The following is a 22,960-nucleotide window of genomic DNA, read 5'->3' as shown; positions in this document are numbered from 1 at the left end:
TAAAGATGGACTATACGCTCACCCGCGCAGACCCGAACGGTGAGAATGACCGTTACCCGTTGCAGAAACAGGAGATCGTCACCGATCCTCTGGAAAAGCACGTTAACCAGACCGTATACATGGGCAAGCTCGAACATGCCCTGCACGACATGGTGAACTGGGGACGTAAAAACTCTCTGTGGCCGTTTAACTTCGGTCTTTCCTGTTGTTATGTCGAGATGACCACGTCATTCACTTCGGTGCATGACGTGGCTCGTTTTGGTTCGGAAGTTATCCGTGCCTCGCCGCGTCAGGCTGACTTTATGGTGGTTGCCGGAACCTGCTTTACCAAAATGGCCCCGGTAGTTCAGCGTCTTTATGACCAGATGCTGGAGCCGAAATGGGTGATTTCAATGGGGGCATGTGCGAACTCCGGTGGCATGTACGACATTTATTCCGTGGTGCAGGGTGTGGACAAGTTCCTGCCTGTTGATGTCTATATCCCCGGTTGTCCGCCGCGTCCTGAAGCTTATATGCAGGCGTTGTTGCTGCTGCAGGAATCGATCGGTAAAGAGCGCCGTCCGCTGTCGTGGGTGGTGGGCGATCAGGGCGTCTATCGCGCCAATATGCAATCAGAGCGCGAGAGAAAGCAGGGTGAACGCATTGCCGTCACCAACTTACGCACACCTGACGAAATTTAAAGCTTGTTAACGGATGCGGCCTGACCGAGCCGGCGCATAAAAAACACAACACGCGCCCGGCCCATCCTGACGGCAATACTGAGTCACACACATGGTGAACGACTTATGACAGATTTAACCACGCAAGATCTCGCTCAGCCAGAATGGCAAACCCGTGATCACCAGGATGACCCGGTGATCGGCGAGCTGCGTAACCGTTTTGGGCCAGATGCCTTTACCGTTCAGCCAACCCGTACCGGCGTGCCGGTAGTCTGGGTTAAACGCGAACAGTTACTGGAAATTGTTGAGTTTCTGCGCAAGCTGCCGAAACCGTATGTGATGCTCTACGACCTCCATGGGATGGACGAGCGTCTGCGTACTCACCGCGCCGGGTTACCTGCCGCGGATTTTTCCGTTTTCTACCATTTCATTTCCATTGAACGCAATCGCGACATCATGCTCAAGGTGGCACTGTCTGAAAAAGACCTGCATGTGCCAACCCTGACCACTACGTTCCCGAACTCGAACTGGTACGAGCGCGAAACCTGGGAAATGTTCGGTATCACCTTCGATGGACACCCACACCTGACGCGCATCATGATGCCGCAGACCTGGGAAGGGCACCCGCTGCGTAAGGATTATCCTGCGCGCGCCACTGAATTCGACCCGTTCGAGCTGACCAAACAGACCGAAGATCTGGCGATGGAGCAGATGACCTTCAAGCCGGAAGAGTGGGGCATGAAGCGCGGCACCGCCAATGAGGACTTTATGTTCCTCAACCTCGGACCTAACCACCCCTCTGCGCACGGTGCTTTCCGTATCGTTCTGCAGCTGGATGGCGAAGAGATTGTCGACTGCGTGCCGGATGTGGGTTACCACCATCGTGGCGCGGAGAAGATGGGCGAGCGTCAGTCCTGGCACAGCTATATTCCGTACACCGACCGTATCGAATATCTCGGCGGCTGCGTTAACGAAATGCCGTACGTGCTGGCCGTTGAGAAGCTGGCCGGGATCAAAGTCCCTGAGCGCGTTGATGTGATCCGCGTGATGCTTTCAGAGCTGTTCCGTATCAACAGCCACCTGCTGTACATCTCTACTTTTATTCAGGACGTCGGTGCCATGTCTCCGGTGTTCTTTGCTTTTACCGATCGCCAGAAAATTTACGACGTGGTGGAAGCTATCACCGGCTTCCGTATGCATCCGGCCTGGTTCCGCATCGGCGGTGTGGCGCATGACCTGCCGAAAGGCTGGGATCGCCTGCTGCGCGAGTTCCTTGACTGGATGCCAAAACGTCTGAAGGCTTACGAACAAACCGCGCTGAAAAACTCCGTGCTGATTGGTCGTGCCAGGGGCGTTTCCGCTTACGGTATGGACGAAGCACTGGCGTGGGGAACCACTGGTGCCGGCCTGCGTGCCACCGGTCTGGACTTCGACGTGCGTAAATGGCGTCCGTATTCCGGCTATGAAAACTTCGACTTTGAAGTGCCGATTGGCGACGGCGTCAGCTGCGCGTATACCCGCGTGATGCTGAAGATGGAAGAGATGCGTCAGAGTATGCGCATCCTTGAACAGTGCCTGAAGAACATGCCGGAAGGCCCGTTTAAGGCCGACCATCCGCTGACCACGCCGCCGCCGAAAGAGCGCACGCTGCAGCATATCGAAACCCTGATCACTCACTTCCTGCAGGTTTCCTGGGGCCCGGTAATGCCGGCCAACGAATCCTTCCAGATGATTGAGGCGACCAAAGGGATTAACAGCTACTACCTGACCAGCGACGGCAGCACCATGAGCTATCGCACCCGCGTGCGCACGCCAAGCTTCCCGCACCTGCAGCAGATCCCTTCGGTGATCAACGGCAGCCTGGTATCCGATCTAATCGTGTACCTCGGTAGTATCGATTTTGTTATGTCAGACGTGGACCGCTAATTATGCACGATCAAAGAATTGCGATCGAAACGATCGAAGACAACGCGACTTTTGTACTTAGTACGTTTGAACATGACGCCATTGAGCATGAAAAGCACCATTACGAAGATGCCCGTGCGGCGTCGATCGAAGCGCTGAAAATCGTCCAGAAGCAGCGCGGTTGGGTGCCGGATGGCGCCATCAATGCCATCGCTGAAGTGCTGGGTATCCCGGCCAGCGACGTGGAAGGCGTGGCTACATTCTACAGCCAGATCTTCCGTCAGCCGGTGGGCCGCCATGTGATCCGTTACTGTGACAGCGTGGTGTGCCACATCACCGGTTTCCAGGGCATTCAGGCCGCGCTGGAAGAGAACCTGAAGATCAAACCAGGCCAGACCACGGCAGATGGCCGCTTTACGCTGCTGCCAACCTGCTGCCTCGGTAACTGTGACAAAGGCCCGACGATGATGGTGGATGAAGACACTCATGTACATCTGACGCCGGAAAACATCGTCAATTTACTGGAGCAGTATCAATGACATTCAAACAGATCATTCGTACTGCGGAGAGGCATCCGCTGACCTGGCGTCTGCGTGATGACAAACAGCCGGTATTCTTCGACGAATATCGCAGTAAAAACGGCTATGCCGGTGCCGACAAAGCCCTGAAGACCATGTCGCAGGATGAAATCGTGGCGGCGGTGAAAGATTCCGGTCTGAAAGGCCGCGGTGGTGCGGGTTTCTCCACCGGCCTGAAGTGGAGTCTGATGCCGAAAGACGAATCCATGAACATCCGTTACCTGCTGTGTAACGCCGATGAGATGGAGCCGGGCACCTATAAAGACCGTCTGCTGATGGAACAGATGCCGCATCAGCTGGTGGAAGGGATGCTGATCAGCGCCTTTGCCCTGAAAGCTTACCGTGGCTACATCTTCCTGCGTGGTGAATACATTGAAGCCGCCGTTAACCTGCGTCGTGCTATTGCTGAAGCCACTGAAGCGGGCTACCTGGGCAAAAACATCCTCGGAACCGGTTTTGACTTCGAGCTGATTGTTCACACCGGTGCCGGTCGCTATATCTGTGGTGAAGAGACCGCGCTGATCAATTCACTGGAAGGCCGTCGTGCTAACCCTCGTTCCAAGCCGCCATTCCCGGCTTCTGCTGGCGCATGGGGCAAGCCGACCTGCGTGAATAACGTGGAAACCCTGTCGAATGTTCCGGCGATCCTTGCCAACGGCGTTGACTGGTACAAAGGCATCTCCACCAGTGATGACACCGGCACCAAAATGATGGGCTTCTCCGGCCGGGTGAAAAATCCGGGCGTCTGGGAGCTGCCATTTGGCACCACCGCCCGGGAAATTCTGGAAGATTATGCCGGTGGCATGCGTGATGGCCTGAAATTCAAAGCCTGGCAGCCGGGCGGAGCAGGGACCGACTTCCTGACTGAATCGCATCTGGACCTGCCGATGGAGTTTGCCAGCATAGGCAAAGCAGGCAGCCGTCTGGGGACCGCGCTGGCGATGGCGGTTGACCACGAAATCAACATGGTTTCACTGGTGCGCAATCTGGAAGAGTTCTTTGCCCGCGAATCCTGCGGCTGGTGTACGCCATGCCGTGACGGTCTGCCGTGGAGCGTGAAAATCCTGCGTGCGCTGGAGCGTAAAGAGGGCCAGCCGGGCGATATCGAAACCCTGCTGCAGCTGTGCCGTCAACTCGGCCCGGGCAAAACCTTCTGTGCGCACGCGCCAGGTGCAGTAGAGCCACTGCAAAGCGCGATCAAATATTTCCGCGAAGAGTTTGAAGCGGGCATCGCGCCGCAGGTCTACAGCAACGCCTATGCCATTGCTGGTATCCAGGCAAACCTGCTGAAAGCCCGCTGGTAAAAAAAGCTCACGCGCAACAGAAGTGCGAAATAACCGAGCCGGTTATTTAAGAATTGTGTTTAACGCCCGGCTAATCCCGGGCCTTACGGAAGCATGTTCACTATGGCTACAATTCATGTAGACGGTAAAGAATATGACGTCGATGGGGCGGACAACCTGCTACAGGCTTGCCTCTCACTTGGCCTCGATATTCCTTATTTTTGCTGGCATCCGGCGCTCGGTAGCGTCGGTGCCTGCCGCCAGTGTGCGGTAAAGCAATTCCAGAATGCCGAAGATACCCGTGGCCGCCTGGTGATGTCCTGTATGACTCCGGCATCAGACGGCACCTTCATCTCTATTGATGACGGCGAAGCGAAAGAGTTCCGCGAAAGCGTGGTTGAGTGGCTGATGACCAACCATCCCCACGACTGCCCGGTGTGTGAAGAGGGCGGTAACTGTCATCTGCAGGATATGACGGTAATGACTGGCCACAGCTTCCGCCGCTACCGCTTTACCAAGCGTACCCACCGCAATCAGGATCTCGGTCCGTTTATCTCCCATGAGATGAACCGCTGTATCGCCTGTTATCGCTGCGTGCGTTACTACAAAGATTATGCTGACGGCACCGACCTGGGGGTGTACGGCGCGCACGACAACGTCTACTTCGGTCGTCCGGAAGACGGCACGCTGGAAAGCGAGTTCTCCGGTAACCTGGTCGAAATCTGTCCGACCGGCGTGTTCACCGATAAAACGCACTCCGAGCGCTACAACCGTAAGTGGGATATGCAGTATGCCCCGAGCATCTGCCAGCAGTGCAGCATCGGCTGTAACACCAGCCCGGGCGAGCGCTATGGCGAACTGCGTCGTATCGAAAACCGCTACAACGGGACCGTTAACCAGTACTTCCTCTGCGACCGTGGCCGCTTTGGTTATGGTTATGTGAATCTGAAAGATCGTCCACGCCAGCCCATGCAGCGCCGTGGCAACGACTGGATCGCGCTGAATGCCGAACAGGCGATGCAGGGCGCGGCGGATGTGCTGCGTCAGGCGAAGAAAGTGATCGGTATCGGTTCACCGCGTGCCAGCGTTGAGAGCAACTTTGCCCTGCGCGAACTGGTCGGTGCTGAGAACTTCTCCACCGGTATTCCTGCTGGTGAGCAGGCGCGTATGGAACTGATGCTGAAAGTGCTGCGTGACAGCGGCGTTCACACGCCTGCGCTGCGTGAAATTGAAAGCTACGATGCGGTGCTGGTGCTGGGTGAAGACCTGACGCAGGTTGGTGCCCGCGTAGCGCTATCCGTTCGTCAGGCAGTAAAAGGTAAAGCGCGAGAAATGGCCGCTGCCCAGAAAGTGGCAGACTGGCAGATCGCCGCGATCATGAACATCGGCCAGCACGCTAAACATCCGCTGTTTGTCACCAATGTTGATGCTACCCGTCTGGATGATATCGCGGCGTGGAGCTATCGCGCCCCGGTGGAAGACCAGGCCCGTGTCGGCTTCGCCATCGCTAACGCGCTGGATGAGACAGCCCCGGCGGTGGAAGGTCTCGATCGTGATCTGAGCAACAAAATTGACGTGGTGGTTCAGGCTCTGGCCGGTGCGAAAAAACCGCTGATTATTTCCGGTGTTCACGCCGGGAGCGAAGCGATGATCCAGGCGGCCGCTAACGTTGCCAAAGCGCTGAAAGGACGCGGTGCTGATGTGGGTATCACCCTGCTGGCAGGCAGCTCAAACAGCGTGGGTCTTGGCATGATCGGCGGTCAGCCTCTTGAAGCAGCCCTGAGCGAGCTGGAGAGCGGTTCGGCAGATGCGGTGATCATCATGGAAAACGATCTCTACCGTCATGCACCGAAGGCCAAAGTCGATGCGGCACTGAGCAACACGCCGAACGTGATCGTTATCGATCACCAGCGTACCGCCACCAGCGAAAAAGCCGGTCTGATCCTCTCCACCGCCAGCTTCGCCGAAAGCGATGGTACGGTGGTGAACCAGGAAGGCCGCGCCCAGCGCTTCTTCCAGGTCTATGACCCGGCTTACTACGACAATCGCGTTGAGATGCTGGAAAGCTGGCGCTGGCTGCACTCGTTGCAGAGCACTATCGACAGCCGTGAAGTTGACTGGACGCAGTTGGACCACGTGATTGACGCCTGCGTGGCGGCGCTGCCGCAGCTGGCCGGGATCAAAGATGCCGCGCCGGATGCGAGCTTCCGTATTCGCGGTCAGAAACTGGCCCGTTCGCCAGCCCGTTCCAGTGGTCGTACTGCAATGCGTGCCAATATCAGCGTGCACGAACCACGTCAGCCGCAGGATAAAGACACCATGTTCGCCTTCTCGATGGAAGGGAACAACCAGCCATCTGCGGCCCGTTCGCAGATCCCATTTGCATGGGCACCGGGCTGGAACTCCCCACAGGCCTGGAACAAATTCCAGGACGAAGTGGGCGGGAAGCTGCGCAATGGTGACCCGGGCGTGCGTCTGTTTGAAGCAGGTGACTGCCAGCTTGACTGGTTCGATGCGGTTCCCGCTGCATTTACAGGTCAGGAAAACAGCTGGCGCGTGGCTCCTTACTTCCAGCTGTTCGGCAGCGAAGAGATGACCCAGCGTTCTCCGGTGATCCAGCAGCGTATGCCTGAGCCATACGTGATGGTCAATCCGGTTGATGCCGCGAAACTGGGCGTCAACGCCGGGACATCGGTTGAGTTCAGCTGTGAAGGTGAAACCCTTCGTCTGCCGGTACGTTTCTCTGAAACGCTGCAGGCGGGGCAGGTAGGTCTGCCGCTGGGGATGCCGGGCATTCCACCGTTCCTGCTGGGTGCCAGTATTGACAATCTGCGGGAGGCGGCACAATGAGCTGGCTGACACCGGAAGTTATCGACGTCATTATTGCCGTCGTTAAAGCCTTAGTGATCCTGTTTGTGGTGGTAGGCTGTGGCGCTTTTATGAGCTTCGGCGAACGTCGCCTGCTCGGCCTGTTCCAGAACCGTTACGGACCAAACCGTGTCGGCTGGGGCGGTTCGCTGCAACTGGTGGCGGACATGATCAAAATGTTCTTTAAAGAGGACTGGACGCCACCGTTTACCGACCGTGTCATCTTCACCCTCGCGCCGATGATCGCTTTCACCTCGCTGCTGCTGGCGATGGCTATCGTGCCGGTTACATCCACCTGGATGGGCGCAGATCTGAATATCGGTCTGCTGTTCTTCCTGATGATGGCCGGTCTGGCGGTGTATGCGGTGCTGTTCGCTGGCTGGTCCAGTAACAACAAATACTCCCTGTTAGGAGCGATGCGTGCGTCTGCTCAGACCCTGAGCTACGAAGTGTTCCTCGGTCTGTCGCTGATGGGCGTAGTGGCGCAGGCCGGCTCGTTCAATATGGTCGATATCGTCAACAGCCAGCAGCATATGTGGAACATCATTCCGCAGTTCTTTGGCTTTGTGACCTTCGCCATTGCGGGCGTGGCAGTCTGCCACCGTCATCCTTTTGATCAGCCGGAAGCGGAGCAGGAACTGGCCGACGGTTACCACATTGAATATGCCGGGATGAAGTTCGGTCTGTTCTTTGTCGGTGAATACGTGGGTATCGTTACTGTTTCTTCGCTGATCGTGACGCTGTTCTTCGGCGGCTGGAACGGCCCGTGGCTGCCACCGATCTTCTGGTTCGCCATCAAAACGGCGTTCTTCATGATGATGTTCATTCTGATTCGTGCTGCGTTACCGCGCCCGCGCTATGACCAGGTGATGTCGTTCGGCTGGAAAGTTTGTCTGCCGTTGACGTTGTTGAACCTGCTGGCGACTGCCGCAGTGATTCTGTACAACGCGCAGTAAGGGGTTATAGATCATGACATTAAAAGACATTCTGGTGGGATTTGGCACCACAATACGCAGTATCGTATTGATTGGGTCCAATGCCTTCGCCAAGCGTGAAACCATGATGTACCCGGAGGAGCCGGTTTACCTGCCGCCTCGTTACCGTGGCCGCATCGTGTTAACGCGAGATCCCGACGGTCAGGAGCGCTGCGTTGCCTGTAACCTTTGCGCGGTAGCCTGTCCCGTCGGCTGTATTTCGCTGCAGAAAGCAGAAATGGCGGATGGACGCTGGTACCCCGAGTTCTTCCGTATCAACTTCTCGCGCTGCATTTTCTGTGGCCTGTGTGAAGAGGCTTGCCCGACCACTGCGATTCAGCTTACCCCAGATTTCGAACTGGGTGAGTTCAAGCGTCAGGATCTGGTGTACGAAAAAGAAAACCTGCTGATTTCCGGTCCGGGCAAATACCCGGAATATAACTTCTACCGGATGGCGGGTATGGCGATCGACGGGAAAGACAAGGGTGAAGCTGCTAACGAAGCCAAACCTATCGACGTCAAGGGCTTGTTACCTTAAGGAGCCAGGCATGGAATTTGCGTTTTATCTTTGCGGACTGGTAGCGGTACTCACGACTTTGCGCGTGATCACCCACACCAACCCGGTCCACGCACTGTTATATCTGATCATCTCCCTGCTGGCCGTTGCCGGAGTGTTTTTCTCGCTGGGGGCGTACTTCGCCGGCGCGCTGGAAATCATCGTTTATGCCGGGGCGATCATGGTGCTGTTCGTGTTTGTGGTGATGATGCTGAACCTGGGCGACACCGTTCAGGCGCAGGAGCGTGAGTGGCTGAAGCCGACCGTCTGGCTGGGGCCGGGCCTCTGCTCTCTGGTGCTGCTGGTGGTGATGGTGTATGCCATTCTCTCCGTCAACGATCAGGGCATCGACGGCAACATGATCGACGCGAAAGCGGTGGGCATCAGCCTGTTTGGCCCTTACGTCCTTGCGGTGGAGCTGGCTTCCATGCTGCTGCTCGCCGGCCTGGTCGTGGCTTATCATATCGGCCGCGAACAGCGTCCGGGTGAAGTCTTAAGCAACCGTCCTGCGGATGCAGTGAAAAGCACGAAGGAGGAACACGCATGATCCCTTTGCAACATGGCCTCATTCTGGCGGCCATTCTGTTTGTTCTCGGACTGACAGGCGTGATAATCCGTCGCAACCTGCTGTTTATGTTGATTAGCCTCGAAATCATGATTAACGCCGCTGCACTGGCGTTCGTGGTAGCCGGGAGCTACTGGGGCCAGGCCGACGGACAGGTGATGTATATCCTTGCCATCAGCCTTGCCGCAGCAGAAGCCAGTATTGGCCTGGCGCTGCTGCTGCAGCTGCATCGTCGCAGCCAGAACCTCAACATTGACAAAGTGAGTGAGATGCGCGGATGAACCTTCTCTATTTAACCATTTTGTTCCCGCTGATTGGCTTTGTGCTGCTGGCATTTTCCCGCGGCCGCTGGTCAGAGAATCTGGCCGCCACAGTGGGAATGGGCTCCGTCGGACTGGCGGCACTGACCACTATTTATGTCGGCCTGGACTTCTTCAGTCAGGGCCAGGCGGTCTTTAACCAGGCGCTATGGACCTGGATGCACGTCGGCAACTTCGACATTAAAGTGAACCTGACGCTGGACGGCCTGTCGCTGACCATGCTGTCAGTAGTCACCGGTGTGGGCTTCTTTATCCACATGTTTGCCTCCTGGTACATGCGTGGAGAAGAGGGCTACTCCCGCTTCTTCGCTTATACCAACCTGTTTATCGCCAGCATGGTCGTTCTGGTACTGGCCGATAACCTGATGCTGATGTATCTGGGCTGGGAAGGCGTGGGTCTCTGCTCCTACCTGCTGATTGGCTTCTATTACACCGATCCGAAAAACGGCGCGGCGGCAATGAAAGCCTTTATTATCACCCGTGTCGGTGACGTGTTCCTGGCGTTTGCGTTGTTCATCCTTTACAACGAGCTGGGTACGCTGAACTTCCGCGAGATGGTCGAACTGGCTCCGGCACACTTCGCCGCTGACAACCATATGCTGCAGTGGGCAACGCTGATGCTGCTGGGTGGCGCGGTCGGTAAATCTGCACAGCTGCCGCTGCAAACGTGGCTGGCCGATGCAATGGCTGGCCCGACGCCGGTTTCTGCGCTGATCCACGCTGCGACCATGGTAACGGCGGGTGTCTACCTGATTGCCCGCAGCCATGGCCTGTTCCTGCTGACGCCGGAAGTGCTGCATCTGGTAGGTATTATTGGTGCGATTACTCTGGTGCTGGCAGGTTTTGCCGCGCTGGTGCAGACCGACATCAAACGTGTGCTCGCTTACTCAACCATGAGCCAGATTGGGTACATGTTCCTCGCTCTGGGCGTTCAGGCCTGGGACGCGGCCATTTTCCACCTGATGACCCATGCATTCTTTAAAGCGTTGCTGTTCCTCTCTTCCGGTTCGGTGATCCTTGCCTGCCACCATGAGCAGAACATCTTCAAGATGGGTGGCCTGCGTAAGAGCATCCCGCTGGTGTATGTCTGCTTCCTGGTGGGCGGTGCGGCGCTGTCAGCCTTGCCGCTGGTTACCGCAGGCTTCTTCAGTAAGGATGAGATCCTTGCAGGTGCGCTGGCAAATGGTCACATCAACCTGATGGTCGCTGGTCTGGTCGGGGCGTTTATGACCTCGCTGTATACCTTCAGGATGATTTTCATCACTTTCCATGGCGAAGAGAAAATTCACGCCCATGCCGGTAAGGGGATTACCCATCATCTCCCGCTGGTTGTGCTGCTGATCCTCTCAACCTTTATTGGCGCAATGATTGTTCCCCCATTGAAAGGTGTTCTGCCGGATACCGCCGAGCTGGCGCACGGTAGCGTGCTGACGTTGGAAATCACCTCTGGCGTGGTCGCCATTGTGGGTATCCTGCTGGCGGCGGCTCTGTGGCTGGGTAAACGCACGCTGGTGACCAGCATTGCCAAAAGCGCGCCGGGTCGCTTCTTCTCGACCTGGTGGTTCGCCGCCTGGGGCTTCGACTGGCTGTACGACAAAGTTTTCGTCAAACCTTATCTGTTTGTCGCCTGGCTGCTGAAAAGCGATCCGCTGAATGCCCTGATGAACATCCCGGCTCTGTTCTCCCGCCTGGCGAACAAAGGGCTGGTGGTCAGCGAAAATGGTTATCTGCGCTGGTATGTTGCTTCCATGAGTGTGGGTGCCGTGGTGGTACTGGCCCTGCTGATGGTGGTTTAAAGTTGAGTTGGCGGGGTGGGGCCAGTTTCCCACTCCCTGATAAAAGATGTTAAAAATTACCTGATGTCGGGCTTCATTGGCCCGCTCAGGTTCAGAAAAGGGAAGCAAATCGCCATGTTATTACCTTGGCTTATCTTAATCCCGTTCATCGGTGGCCTGCTTTGCTGGCAGTTTGAGCGCTTCGGTGCAAAAGTGCCGCGCTGGATTGCGTTAATCGCAATGGGCCTGACGCTGGCGCTGTCACTGCAGCTTTGGTTGCAGGGAGGCTACTCACTGACCCAGGCTGCGGGCGGTCCGAAGTGGCAGTCTGATTTCCTTGTGTCCTGGATCCCTCGTTTTGGGATTAACGTACACCTGGCGCTGGACGGACTGTCGCTGCTGATGGTAGTGCTGACCGGCCTGCTCGGCGTGATGGCGATCCTCTGTTCGTGGAATGAAATTGAAAAGTGGCAGGGTTTCTTCCACCTGAACCTGCTGTGGATCCTCGGCGGCGTTATCGGCGTGTTCCTTGCCATCGACATGTTCCTGTTCTTTTTCTTCTGGGAAATGATGCTGGTGCCGATGTACTTCCTGATCGCGCTCTGGGGTCATAAAGCATCGGACGGTAAAACCCGTATCACCGCAGCGACCAAGTTCTTCATCTATACCCAGGCCAGCGGTCTGGTAATGCTGATTGCGATTCTGGCGCTGGTCTTCGTGCACTATAACGCCACCGGCGTGTGGACCTTTAATTACGAAGACCTGCTGAAAACGCCGATGTCGCACACGGTTGAATACCTGCTGATGCTGGGCTTCTTCATTGCCTTCGCGGTAAAAATGCCGGTTGTGCCGCTGCACGGCTGGCTGCCGGACGCGCACAGTCAGGCACCTACTGCCGGTTCCGTTGACCTGGCGGGGATCCTGCTGAAAACTGCAGCCTACGGTCTGCTGCGTTTTGCGCTGCCGCTGTTCCCGAATGCGTCTGCAGAGTTTGCGCCCATCGCGATGTGGCTGGGTATCATCGGCATCTTCTACGGCGCGTGGATGGCCTTCTCACAGTACGATATCAAGCGTCTGATTGCTTACACCTCTATCTCGCACATGGGCTTTGTGCTGATTGCCATCTACACCGGCAGCCAGCTGGCGTTCCAGGGGGCGGTGGTGCAGATGATTGCTCACGGTCTTTCCGCTGCAGCGCTGTTCATCCTGTGTGGTCAGCTGTATGAGCGTCTGCATACCCGCGATATGCGCCAGATGGGCGGTCTGTGGTCACGTATCAAATGGCTGCCGGGTCTGTCGCTGTTCTTTGCGGTGGCTAACCTCGGGATGCCGGGTACCGGTAACTTCGTTGGCGAATTTATGATCCTGACCGGCAGTTTCCAGACGGTCCCGGTGATCATCGTCATTGCCACATTTGGCCTGGTGTTCGCTTCTGTTTACTCGCTGATCATGATGCAACGTGCTTATTACGGCGCACCAAAATCTGAAACGCCTCTGCGCGGCATGAATGCCCGTGAGTTCCTGATGATTATGGTGCTGGTGGTTCTGCTGCTGCTGCTGGGCTTCTATCCACAGCCGATTCTGGACACCTCACATGCTGCAATGAGCAATATTCAGCAGTGGTATACCGCTTCAATTTCAACTACAAGGCTGTAATTCGCCATGACAATAACTCCTCAACACTTGATCGCGCTTCTGCCGATGCTGATCGTCGGATTGACGGTGGTAGTTGTGATGCTGTCCATTGCGTGGCGACGCAACCACTTCGCCAACGCCACGCTGGCGGTGGTGGGCCTGAACCTGGCGCTGTTCTCGCTCTGGTTTGTTGGTCAGTCTGGCCCAATGGATGTCACTCCGCTGCTGCGGGTCGACGGCTATTCCATGCTGTATACCGGGCTGGTGATCCTTGCCAGCCTGGCAACCTGTACTTTTGCCTATCCGTGGCTGGCGACTTACCCGGATAACCGTGAAGAGTTCTACCTGCTGGTGCTGATTGCAGCAGCAGGCGGCGTGGTGCTGGCGAGTGCCAATCATCTGGCTTCGATGTTTATCGGTATTGAGCTGATTTCCCTGCCGCTGTTTGGCCTGGTGGGCTATGCCTTCCAGCAAAAACGCTCGCTGGAAGCCAGTATCAAATACACCATCATGTCAGCGGTTGCCTCGTCCTTCCTGCTGTTCGGTATGGCGCTGCTGTATGCTAACTCCGGCAGCCTGGGCTTTGCGGCGCTGGGCAAGAGCCTGAACGACGGCATGCTGCATGAGCCGCTGCTGATGGCTGGCCTGGGCATGATGATTGTTGGTCTTGGCTTCAAGCTGTCGCTGGTGCCGTTCCACCTGTGGACGCCGGATGTGTATCAGGGGGCGCCTGCGCCGGTTTCAACCTTCCTGGCTACCGCCAGCAAGATTGCAATCTTTGGCGTGGTGATGCGTCTGTTCCTGTACGCGCCGGTTGCGGACAGCGAGTCAGTACGGCTGGTGCTGGCAATTATCGCTTTCGCCTCGATCCTGTTCGGTAACCTGATGGCTATCTCGCAGAGCAACATCAAGCGTCTGCTGGGCTACTCGTCTATCGCTCACCTCGGCTACCTGCTGGTAGCGCTGATTGCGATCCAGACTCATCAGCTGTCGCTGGAGACGGTGGGTGTATACCTTGCCGGTTACCTGTTCAGCAGCCTCGGCGCTTTCGGCGTGGTGAGCCTGATGTCCAGTCCGTACCGTGGCCCGGATGCTGACTCCCTGTACTCTTACCGTGGCCTGTTCTGGCACCGTCCAATCCTGTCAGCGGTAATGACGGTGATGATGCTGTCACTGGCTGGTATCCCGATGACGCTGGGCTTTATCGGTAAGTTCTACGTGATTGCGGTCGGCGTGGGTGCTCACCTGTGGTGGCTGACCGCCGCAGTTGTGGTCGGCAGTGCTATCGGCCTGTACTACTATCTGCGCGTGACCGTCAGTCTGTACCTCAATCCGCCAGAGCTGCTGCAGCGTGATACCCCGGCTAACTGGGCCTTCACTGCCGGTGGTGTGGTGGTGCTGATCTCTGCGATTCTGGTACTGGTGCTGGGTATATATCCTCAGCCGCTGATTTCGCTGGTGCAGATGGCGCAGCCACTGATGTAACGCCGCTTTCAGAAAGCGATAAACGGGCTCTCAGGAGCCCGTTTTTTTTGCCCGGAGACTGGCAATGCTGACGAGACAACGGCGTTTTTTTCCGGATACGTGTAAAGTAATAAGATTGTTACGATCGGGGAGAAAAGATAATGGATGTGAACTGGCAGGACCTGCACCATCGCGAGCTGACTGCGGCTCAGGTTTACCAGATTCTGGCACTGCGCAACGCGGTGTTTATCGTCGAGCAGAACTGCCCTTATCAGGATGTGGATGGCTCTGATCTGGTGGGGGAAAATCGTCATTTGCTGGGTATGCTGGAGAATCAACTGGTGGGTTATGCCCGTATCCTGGCACCCACAGCGGCTGACAAGCCGGTGAAAATTGGCCGGGTGATCGTCTCCAGTGAGGCGAGGGGACTCAGCCTTGGCAACCGGTTGATGGAACAGGCTATTGCCAGCTGCGAGCATTACTGGCCGCATCACTCGCTGTTCCTTTCCGCCCAGGCTCATCTGCAGGACTTCTATGAGCGCTTTGGGTTCAAAGCGGTCAGCGAAATCTACCTGGAAGACAATATCCCTCATATTGATATGACAAAACCAGGCTTGCCAGAATAAAAAACACCCTGTCAGCTCAGCGCTCACAGGGTGTTTTGACTCTCTGACTCAGAGCAATTAACCCGATCTTCTTAACCTGCAGTCATCACGCGGTCATCGGTATATTTACGCTTGTCCGGCGGTGGTGGGAAGTATTGATACAGCCACGTTTCGCTCAGCGTTTCATCTTTGGTGCGCAGGAACAGGCGCATATTTACCGGCTCGACCGAATCGCTGTTCGGATACCAGTCAAACAGGATCCGGTAGCCATCGATCGGTTCGACGTAGAGGATCTCCACCTGCTTAATCGTGCCGGAGGTGACGTTAATCACCGGTTCAATCCCTTTCGGAGCTGCTGCTTTCAGATCGCCGCCAACAAAATCAACCGCGAAGCGACGCGCCCAGACATCCGGGTAGTGTTCGCCCGGTGCCCAGCCTTCCGGGAAACCGCCCATACCGGTACGGGTGGATTTAACCCGCGACAGGCCGCTGCGTACCGGCGGCATTCCGCTCCAGTACAGTTTGTAGCTGAAGCTGTGTTCGCTACCGGCTTTGATCGCGTCGGCCGGACGCCAGAAGCAGACGATGTTATCCAGCGTTTCTCCGGTGGTCGGGATCTCCATCAGGTTGATGGCTCCTTTGCCCCATTTGCCTACCGGTTCGACCCACAGGCTTGGACGCTTGTTGTACCAGCCAATCACGTCCTGATAATCCTGGAAGTCGTGATTAAGCTGCAGCATGCCGAAGCCGCGCGGGTTCTCATCCTGATAGGCGTTATAGGTCAGACGCTGCGGGTTGTTCAGCGGACGGCAGATCCACTCGCCGACGCCGGTCCACATTGCCAGACGATCGGAGTCGTGAATTTGCGGGTGGATGGTGTCGCACATTCGGCGCTCGTTGTTGCCGCAGCTGAACATGGTGGTCATCGGGGAAATCCCCAGTTGGGCAATATCCTTACGGGCATAGATATGGTTCTCCACTTCCATCACCACACGTTTTTCTTCGCAGTGGATAATGAATTTGAAGGCACCGGTGCAGCTCGGGCCATCCAGCAGGGTGTAAACGGTGAAGGAAGTGTCGTCGGCCTTCGGCGTTTCAAACCAGAATGCGGTGAAGTCCGGGAACTCTTCCTTGCCGTTGCTGAAAGTGTCGATTGCCACACCACGGGCGGACAGACCGTACTGATAGGTATCATCCACCGCGCGGAAATAGCTGGCACCCAGGAAGGAGACGATATCCTTGCTGGCCAGTTCCGGTTTCTTAAAGGCGCGGAATCCGGCAAAGCCGAGATCGGTTTTTCCTTCCAGCTGTCTGGTATCCACTTTGGCATTGTTGTAGTTAAACAATTCAGGGCGGAAGTGGATTTCACGGGCTTCACGACTCGACGCATCCACGGAGAACATCCGCAGACGGCGTTTGAAGCCCATGCCAACGTGGAAGAACTGGACGTCAAGCTCGCGGTTAGGAATGTCATTCCACAGCGAATGGTTGGCGTCATACTGAATTTCGTTATAGGCCTGCGGTGTCAGCGTCGCCAGCGTCTCCGGCAAGGGGGCTGGAGCACCGCCATAGGGCGTTTTCGCCAGGTCTGCGGCCATTTTTTTTAGCACGTCAAAATCAAATTTCTTCGCGCTGCCGTCGGCAATGTCGGTATCTGCCCAGGCGGCCTGAGCAAACAGTGTTGATAAGCCGGACATACCGCTGACCGCGGCGCAAGCCGTTGCCGCTTTCATAAACATTCTTCGATTCATGCCAGAAGTCATTTCCTTTGCTGAACGGAGTTTGTAAGAGACTGTCGTGCAGTCGCACATAAGGCATCAAGCGCTGTGCCTGCAGTCCTGCTTTACCTGAATTGTGAGCCAGGTCACAGCGAGGTACGACAGCTTATAATGACGATAATTCAGTTCCGGAAAAACTTATCAGATAAATCCAATAAAAGCAGTGTTTTCCTCTGATTAACGGCGTTTTTAAACCAGTTCCTGAAGGTTCTGGCGGGCATGTCGCCGCAGTGCCCCGGTAATAAATTTGTGCAGCGGTGCCTGGCGATTAGCATGACGCATTATCACGATCAGTTCGCGATAAAACGTCAGGTCGCCCAACGGCACAATACGCACGCCGGAAGGACGGTCAACCCACAGCCCTGCCAGTGGCACCAGCGCCACGCCAAGACTCAGCCCGACCATTCTTTCGATCGCGTCGATTTCATCAATTTCCAGTGCCAGTTTAGGCTCCAGGTGCTGTTCGCGCAAAAACTGACTGACCAGACGGCCGCCAAAAGAGGTGCGATCGTAACGAATAAAGGGATTGTCGCGGATCAGGCTGAGCACATCGCTACCAGCCACGTCTGGCGGCACAATCAGCACAAAAGGCTCCTGCTGTAGCGTTTCGGCATACAGGTCTTTGGTCAGTGCAAAGCCCGGTTTGACCACCACCGCCAGGTCAATATTCCCGGCGTCAACCTGGGTCAGCAGGTTAAATGAGACGCCAGGGATCAGCCGCGTTTCCAGCTCCGGAGCCTGCTGGCGAAGATTGACCAGCACGGCGGGCAGTATCCCGGTCTGCACTGAGGCAATAGCACCGATTTTAATCTCCCCGCGGTAGTCGTTCAGGCTCTCAGGCTGGGCCATGCGGTTAAAAAGGGTGAGGATCTCCTCCGCCATTGGCAGCACGCGCGTGCCGTTGGCATTCAGCGCTGCAGCACGGCCGGAGCGATCGAACAGCTTCATGCCCAGCGCATCTTCCAGCGCACGCATTTGCGCACTGACTGCCGACTGTGTCAGGCCAATCTGCTGCCCGGCGGCGGCGAAAGTGCCAGCGTGGCTGATGGCGATAAAAGTTTTCAGTTCCCGCAGCATAGTCTCTGACTCATCGAAATAATTATTGAATCATAGTAAAAATATTCGCTTTTCATAAAAAATATTATCTTTAACATCAATGAAACACAACGCACCCGGAGACTACTATGGCCCTCAGTCCGTTTCACCTGGCGATCCCGGTCACTGATCTCGCCACTGCCCGTCATTTTTACGGTACCGTCTTTAACCTGCCTGAAGGTCGCTCCAGCGAGACATGGGTGGATTTTGATTTTTACGGGCATCAGTTGGTGATCCATGAACATCCGCAAACGGAGCCGCGGGAGGTGCATAAAAATGCCGTTGACGGACATGGTGTTCCTGTCCCCCATTTTGGCCTGGTACTGGGTTGGGAAGAGTGGGAAGCGCTGGCCGCCCGCCTGCGTGACTTCCAGATCAAGTTTGAAATCGAACCTTATGTGCGGTTCAAAGGGCAGGTGGGTGAACAGGCCACCATGTTCTTTTACGATCCCAGCGGCAACGCACTGGAGTTCAAAGCTTTTAAAGATATCGGCCAGATGTTTGCCAAATAATACGCCGCCATCTTCCTGTGCATCCTGTTAAAGACCTTCTCCGGTCACCGGCTGTCGTGGCCGGTTTTTTTTTGCCCGACACTTCCCCCCAGCACATTATCAGTCGATTCCTGGCCTGCAGAACGGGCAGATCGGTTAATAGTGTCTATAGTTATTGAAGAATATTATTCGCACAAGGAGATGGTAATGGCTAAAACGATTGAACCCCAAGACACGAACCTGGACGATGATCTGGCTTTGCTGACTGAAACGCTGGAAGAAGTGCTTAAATCCTCCGGCGACCCGGCCGATCAGAAATACATCGAGCTGAAAGCCAAAGCAGAAAAATCGCTGAACGACGTGAAGTCGCGCGTCAGCAACGCTTCTGACACCTATTATGTTCGTGCGAAGCAGGCCGTAACCCGTGCCGACGAATACGTTCACGATAAGCCGTGGCAGGGGATTGGCGTCGGTGCCACTCTGGGGCTGGTAGTGGGATTACTGCTGGCGCGTCGCTAAGTCGCTCTGCGGTAGCTGTAAACGGGCGTCCTTCGGGCGCCCGTTTTTCATTGCAGGGAGCCAGATCAATATGGGCGGTGGGCTGCGACGTAAAATAAACCCATTCTACGCTGAACGGTACTCTTCTTGTGGATCTCACTTCCGCGCTTCACCGGCTGCGACAGCAGCTCCTCTCCCTGACTCAGCCGCTGTCGGGTTTGACTTGTCTTACAACCCTGCTGACCGCTAAAGAAAATGGACTACCGTGGCTGGCTGCGCAGCCGATCTGGCCACAGTTTTACTGGCAACCGCGCGAAGGCCAAACCCCGTTGCTGGGCTTAGGAGAAATTCAGCGGTGTGACACGCCGGAAACGGCCAGCAGACTGATAAAAGATCTTCCGGCGCAAGGGTGCCTGCTGGGGGCAACGCGCTTTGGGCTGGATGGCTGCTATCTTTTTCTTCCCCGGTTGCTGTGGCGCGGCAATGAATTGCTACTGTTCCTGAATAACGATGTTCAGCTGGCCCTGCAGTTTCTCGATCGGCTTCAGCCTGTCCGTCCGCTCAGCCCACTCCCCGTCGCGCCGCAAAACGTCAGCCATTTTCCTGAGCAGGATCAGTGGTCGCGGATGGTTACTCTGGCACTAAAAGCTATTCAGCAGGATGAGATGGAAAAAGTGGTGCTGGCCCGCGCCACGGATTTACGTTTTAACTCGCCGGTTTCTGCGGCCTCGCTGCTGGCAGCCAGCCAGCAAATTAATCATCACTGTTACCACTTTTTGCTGGCGTTCAATGCTGAGCAGGCTTTTACCGGTTCCAGCCCGGAACGGTTGTACCGCCGTCAGCAGCGTGCTCTGAGCAGCGAGGCTCTGGCCGGGACCTGTGAAAGTGCGACGGATCCCGACCAGGCGCGGCAGCTGGCAGAGGCTTTGCTGAGGGATGAAAAAAATCGCCGTGAAAATGAGATGGTGGTGGAGGATATCTGTCAGCGACTGCAGCCGGTGGCGAATGACGTTGTCGTTTCTCCTGTGGAAGTGGTGCGGCTGCGGAAAGTTCAGCATCTCCGGCGCAGGTTGCAATGCCGTCTGCTTCAGCCTGACGACTTGCTATGCCTGCAACAGCTGCAGCCAACGGTGGCAGTAGCGGGACTGCCCCGTCAGCCCGCACGCCAGTTTATTGCCCGGCACGAGTCATTCAGCCGCGAATGGTATGCCGGATCTGTCGGCTACCTGTCGGCGACGGAGAGTGAATTCAGCGTTGCGCTTCGTTCAGCGTGGGTGACCGGAGAAACCGTCCGGCTGTATGCCGGTGCCGGGATTGTTGCCGGTTCTGAACCCGCGCTGGAGTGGCGGGAGATAAACCAGAAAGCGGCCTCTCTCGGGGCTTTGGTTGGCTGGAAAGCGCATTGATACTGTCCTGAATCAAGATGGGACGCTGATGGCACTTTTATACTGCTGCCTGCTCGTTTGATCTGGAGTGGGTTATGTCACACAGTATCTTCAACCGCCGCTGGGCAGCCGTGATCCTTGAAGCCTTAACGCGGCACGGCGTTCGTCATCTCTGCATCGCGCCGGGTTCCCGTTCGGCCCCGCTGACGCTGGCGGCGGCGGACAATGCTAAATTTCTCTGCCACACCCATTTTGACGAGCGCGGCCTTGGTCATCTGGCGCTGGGGCTGGCAAAGGCCACCCGGCAGCCAGTGGCGATTATCGTCACTTCTGGCACGGCCGTGGCCAACCTCTATCCTGCGGTAATTGAAGCCCGCCTGACCGGCGAGCGGCTGATTGTCCTGAGTGCCGATCGCCCGCAGCAGTTGATCGATTGTGGCGCTAATCAGGCCATTGAACAGCCGGGGCTGTTTGGCCATCACGTCAGCGGCGCGCTCAATCTTCCCACTCCTTCTCCTGACATTGTCGCCCGCTGGCTGGTTTCGGTGGTTGATGCGCTGCTGCAACAGCATCCTGCGGGTGCCGTGCACATCAATTGCCCGTTCGCAGAACCTCTGTACGGCGGCGATCCTGCTGCTTTTCAGGCCTGGCATGAACAGTTGGGAAGCTGGTGGCAGGATGACCGGCCCTGGACTGAGATGGCGGCTTCAGCACCGGTAGCCGTGCAGGCCCGCTGGCCCGAATGGCGGCAAAGAAACGGCCTGGTGATCGTAGGTAAAGTCACGGCGAAAGAAGGCGCGGCGGTGGCGAAATGGGCCGCTGAGCTGGGCTGGCCGCTGATCGCTGACGTGCAGTCACAAACGGGCAATCCTTTCCCCTGTGCTGAACTGTGGTTGCTCCAGCCTGCCGCACGGGAGACGCTACACCAGGCTCAACTGGTGGTGCAGTTTGGCAGCCATCTCACCGGCAAGCACCTTAATGCCTGGCTGGCGGCACATCAGCCTGAAGCGTACTGGTTAATCGAACCGATGACAGGCCTTCGTGACCCTGAACATCATCGCAGCAGCCGGATAGTGGCCGATATCGGTGAGTGGCTGGCAGCCCATCCTGCCATCAGCCGACCGGCCTGGTGCCCTTTGCTGCGGGAGCTGGCAGAAGAGACCTTCAGCGCACAAACGCACAGGCTAAGCCATTTTGGCGAGGCGCAGCTGGCTGCAAGGCTACCGCAATTGTTGCCAGAGAATGGCTGTGTGTTTCTGGGCAACAGTCTGACCGTGCGGCTGGTGGATGCTTTCGCCAGACTGCCCGCCGGTTATCCGGTTTACGCCAGCCGCGGTGCCAGCGGTATTGACGGGCTGATTGCCACGGCGGCAGGCGTGCAGCGGGGGAGTGCGAAGCCGCTGCTGATGGTGGTGGGCGATCTCTCCGCGCTGTATGACCTTAACAGTCTGGCCCTGCTGAGGCAGGTGACGGCGCCGCTGGTGCTGGTGGTGGTCAATAATAATGGCGGGCAGATTTTCAGTATGTTGCCAACCCCGGAGGCAGAGCGGGAGCGCTTTTTTGCTATGCCTCAGCACGTTAGTTTTGCTCCGGCCGCAGAGATGTTCGGACTGCATTATCATCAGCCGCAAAGCTGGGCTGCACTCAGCAACGCTGTCGGACAGGGATGGCACAGCGGAGGGACAACGCTGATTGAACTGCGTGTCGATCAGGATGAGGGCGCACGAAGCCTGGTCTCAGTGGGGAAATCGCAATGATCCTTCACGCGCGCTGGCAGGGTTCACATCACGCAGAACGACCCGTTCTGGTCTGGCTGCACGGCTTTCTGGGCAGCGGAGATGACTGGCAGCCTGTACAGGCCCGCCTCGGTGACTGGCCGCAACTGAGCATCGATCTGCCGGGCCACGGCGGTTCGTGTGGTCAGCAGGTCGTCGGTTTCGACCCGCTTTCTGCATTGCTGACTGCCACGCTGCACAGCCATCAGGTGCAGCGCTACTGGCTGATTGGCTATTCGCTGGGCGGCCGGATCGCGATGTTTTATGCCTGCCGCCATGCAGCATCAGGGCTGCAGGGCGTGATTGTGGAAGGCGCCCATTACGGCCTTGAGTCGGCAACGGCCCGCCGCAAGAGACTGGCCAATGATCAATGCTGGGCGGAAAAATTTCGCATGCAGCCCCTCGGTCATACGCTGGACGAATGGTATCGCCAGCCGGTGTTTGCCGATCTCACTGAGGAGCAGCGACGACAACTGATCCTCCTGCGCAGCAACAACCATCCTCAGGCCCTCGCCAGTATGCTGCTGGCAACCTCTCTTGGCCGCCAGCCCAATTTATTGCCCGAGCTTCAGTCCCTGAAACACCTGCACATCCTGTGCGGGGAGCACGACAGCAAATTCCGTTTGCTGGCGCAGCAGGCCTCTCTACCATTTGATTCTGTTCCCGCCGCGGGCCATAACGCTCACAGGGCTAATCCCCAGGCCTGTGCCGCTTTGCTGGCGCGCAGGCTCAGTTATTTAAGGAGTTAAAT

Annotated in this window: 20 protein-coding genes; 18 read left to right on the top strand and 2 right to left on the bottom strand. The window is 56.7% G+C overall.

Features of this window, described 5'->3' with window-relative positions:
- The first annotated feature begins 5 nt into the window (after window positions 1-5).
- From GSQ70_RS17135 to GSQ70_RS17075, 13 genes are all read left to right on the top strand, one after another.
- Window positions 6-680: an NADH-quinone oxidoreductase subunit B family protein gene (locus GSQ70_RS17135; protein ID WP_034938110.1), complete on the top strand. Its 675-nt coding sequence runs from the start codon at window positions 6-8 to the stop codon at window positions 678-680.
- A gap of 105 nt (window positions 681-785) precedes the next feature.
- Entirely contained in the window at window positions 786-2,585 is a 1,800-nt protein-coding gene (nuoC, locus tag GSQ70_RS17130; RefSeq protein WP_158783667.1) for an NADH-quinone oxidoreductase subunit C/D, read from the top strand.
- 2 nt (window positions 2,586-2,587) lie between these two features.
- Window positions 2,588-3,103, top strand: coding sequence for an NADH-quinone oxidoreductase subunit NuoE (gene nuoE / locus GSQ70_RS17125; RefSeq protein ID WP_158783666.1), 516 nt, complete (start codon window positions 2,588-2,590; stop codon window positions 3,101-3,103).
- The gene (gene nuoF, locus GSQ70_RS17120) at window positions 3,100-4,446 is read left to right on the top strand and encodes an NADH-quinone oxidoreductase subunit NuoF (protein WP_158783665.1); all 1,347 of its coding nucleotides are present in this window, start codon (window positions 3,100-3,102) and stop codon (window positions 4,444-4,446) included. Before nuoE ends, nuoF begins: the two co-directional genes overlap by 4 nt.
- A 102-nt stretch (window positions 4,447-4,548) precedes the next feature.
- Window positions 4,549-7,275 (top strand): NADH-quinone oxidoreductase subunit NuoG, encoded by a 2,727-nt coding sequence (nuoG, locus tag GSQ70_RS17115; RefSeq protein ID WP_158783664.1) that lies wholly within the window; start codon window positions 4,549-4,551, stop codon window positions 7,273-7,275.
- Entirely contained in the window at window positions 7,272-8,249 is a 978-nt protein-coding gene (gene nuoH / locus GSQ70_RS17110) for an NADH-quinone oxidoreductase subunit NuoH (RefSeq protein ID WP_158783663.1), read from the top strand. Before nuoG ends, nuoH begins: the two co-directional genes overlap by 4 nt.
- A gap of 13 nt (window positions 8,250-8,262) precedes the next feature.
- Entirely contained in the window at window positions 8,263-8,805 is a 543-nt protein-coding gene (nuoI, locus tag GSQ70_RS17105; RefSeq protein ID WP_158783662.1) for an NADH-quinone oxidoreductase subunit NuoI, read from the top strand.
- A 10-nt stretch (window positions 8,806-8,815) separates the two neighbouring features.
- Entirely contained in the window at window positions 8,816-9,370 is a 555-nt protein-coding gene (gene nuoJ, locus GSQ70_RS17100; RefSeq protein WP_158783661.1) for an NADH-quinone oxidoreductase subunit J, read from the top strand.
- On the top strand, window positions 9,367-9,669 hold the full coding sequence (gene nuoK, locus GSQ70_RS17095; RefSeq protein WP_034916091.1) for an NADH-quinone oxidoreductase subunit NuoK: 303 nt from the start codon (window positions 9,367-9,369) through the stop codon (window positions 9,667-9,669). The genes nuoJ and nuoK overlap by 4 nt, the downstream gene beginning before the upstream one ends.
- Window positions 9,666-11,504, top strand: a complete 1,839-nt coding sequence (gene nuoL / locus GSQ70_RS17090; RefSeq protein WP_158783660.1) for an NADH-quinone oxidoreductase subunit L — start codon at window positions 9,666-9,668, stop codon at window positions 11,502-11,504. Before nuoK ends, nuoL begins: the two co-directional genes overlap by 4 nt.
- A gap of 114 nt (window positions 11,505-11,618) precedes the next feature.
- Window positions 11,619-13,139, top strand: coding sequence for an NADH-quinone oxidoreductase subunit M (gene nuoM, locus GSQ70_RS17085; RefSeq protein WP_158783659.1), 1,521 nt, complete (start codon window positions 11,619-11,621; stop codon window positions 13,137-13,139).
- 6 nt (window positions 13,140-13,145) lie between these two features.
- A complete protein-coding gene (gene nuoN, locus GSQ70_RS17080; protein ID WP_158783658.1) occupies window positions 13,146-14,603 on the top strand; it encodes an NADH-quinone oxidoreductase subunit NuoN in 1,458 nt (485 codons plus the stop codon).
- 140 nt (window positions 14,604-14,743) lie between these two features.
- Window positions 14,744-15,208 (top strand): GNAT family N-acetyltransferase, encoded by a 465-nt coding sequence (locus GSQ70_RS17075; RefSeq protein WP_158783657.1) that lies wholly within the window; start codon window positions 14,744-14,746, stop codon window positions 15,206-15,208.
- A 71-nt stretch (window positions 15,209-15,279) separates the two neighbouring features.
- Here GSQ70_RS17075 and GSQ70_RS17070 read toward each other — a convergent pair whose 3' ends face one another.
- Both GSQ70_RS17070 and GSQ70_RS17065 read right to left on the bottom strand, forming a co-directional pair.
- Complete coding sequence (locus GSQ70_RS17070) at window positions 15,280-16,938, bottom strand: glucan biosynthesis protein D (protein WP_158783656.1); 1,659 nt, start codon at window positions 16,936-16,938, stop codon at window positions 15,280-15,282.
- A gap of 216 nt (window positions 16,939-17,154) precedes the next feature.
- On the bottom strand, window positions 17,155-18,042 hold the full coding sequence (locus tag GSQ70_RS17065; protein ID WP_158783655.1) for a LysR family transcriptional regulator: 888 nt from the start codon (window positions 18,040-18,042) through the stop codon (window positions 17,155-17,157).
- A 107-nt stretch (window positions 18,043-18,149) separates the two neighbouring features.
- Between GSQ70_RS17065 and GSQ70_RS17060 the strand changes: the two genes are divergently transcribed.
- The 5 genes from GSQ70_RS17060 (at window position 18,150) to menH (ending at window position 22,958) form a co-directional block, all read left to right on the top strand.
- The gene (locus tag GSQ70_RS17060; protein WP_158783654.1) at window positions 18,150-18,572 is read left to right on the top strand and encodes a VOC family protein; all 423 of its coding nucleotides are present in this window, start codon (window positions 18,150-18,152) and stop codon (window positions 18,570-18,572) included.
- 186 nt (window positions 18,573-18,758) lie between these two features.
- Window positions 18,759-19,070: a stress response protein ElaB gene (gene elaB, locus GSQ70_RS17055; protein ID WP_158783653.1), complete on the top strand. Its 312-nt coding sequence runs from the start codon at window positions 18,759-18,761 to the stop codon at window positions 19,068-19,070.
- Between the two features lie 128 nt (window positions 19,071-19,198).
- The gene (locus GSQ70_RS17050; protein WP_158783652.1) at window positions 19,199-20,455 is read left to right on the top strand and encodes an isochorismate synthase; all 1,257 of its coding nucleotides are present in this window, start codon (window positions 19,199-19,201) and stop codon (window positions 20,453-20,455) included.
- Window positions 20,456-20,529: 74 nt separating this feature from the next.
- Window positions 20,530-22,191 (top strand): 2-succinyl-5-enolpyruvyl-6-hydroxy-3-cyclohexene-1-carboxylic-acid synthase, encoded by a 1,662-nt coding sequence (menD, locus tag GSQ70_RS17045; RefSeq protein WP_158783651.1) that lies wholly within the window; start codon window positions 20,530-20,532, stop codon window positions 22,189-22,191.
- On the top strand, window positions 22,188-22,958 hold the full coding sequence (menH, locus tag GSQ70_RS17040; RefSeq protein WP_158783650.1) for a 2-succinyl-6-hydroxy-2,4-cyclohexadiene-1-carboxylate synthase: 771 nt from the start codon (window positions 22,188-22,190) through the stop codon (window positions 22,956-22,958). Before menD ends, menH begins: the two co-directional genes overlap by 4 nt.
- The last annotated feature ends 2 nt before the right edge of the window (window positions 22,959-22,960 follow it).

It is taken from the genome of Pantoea sp. BAV 3049 (assembly GCF_009765445.1).
Classification (GTDB): Bacteria; Pseudomonadota; Gammaproteobacteria; order Enterobacterales; family Enterobacteriaceae; genus Erwinia.
The sequence above is the reverse complement of the archived record's forward strand: the minus strand, read 5'-3'. Positions and strand labels throughout refer to the sequence as shown.